Below are 595 nucleotides of genomic sequence, written 5' to 3'. Positions count from 1 at the left end.
CTGTTCGGCTTCGACCTGATCATCCGCCTGGGGGCGTACGTGGGCGTGGTGGTGCTGGCACTGGGCCTGCACATGGTGGTGACCTACGGTACCGCGGTGTGGCTGTCCGGGCGTTCGCCGCTGTCGTTCTTCCGCGATACCCAGGAAGCGACGGTGATGGCCTTCTCCACCGCCTCCAGCAACGCGACCCTGCCGACCGCGCTGCGCGTGGCCGACCAGATGGGCCTGCCGCAGAAAGTCTCGCGCTTCGTGCTGACCGTYGGYGCCWCSGCCAACCASMACGGCACCGCGCTGTTCGAGGGYGTCACSGTGATCTTCCTSGCSCAGTTCTTCGGCGTGGACCTGAGCATCGGCCAGCAGGTGAYGGTGATGKYSGTCTGCATCCTCGGYGGCATCGGCACCGCCGGYGTSCCGTCCGGCTCGCTGCCGGTGGTGGCGMTGATCTGCGCSATGGTCGGSGTGAACCCCCTCGGCATCGGTCTGATCCTGGGCGTGAACCACTTCCTGGACATGTGCCGTACTGCACTCAACGTCACCGGCGATCTGGCCTTGACCACGCTGGTGGCCAAAGGCGAAGTGGACGATGGCCCGGTCG

Annotated in this window: 1 protein-coding gene; it reads left to right on the top strand. The window is 67.0% G+C overall.

Features of this window, described 5'->3' with window-relative positions:
• The coding region (locus tag ACXJKJ_RS31285) for a dicarboxylate/amino acid:cation symporter (RefSeq protein WP_457395511.1) at positions 1-595 on the top strand (595 nt) is incomplete at both ends.

The organism is Roseateles sp. P5_E1, from assembly GCF_054049335.1.
This window is presented reverse-complemented; position numbering and strand designations above follow the sequence as displayed.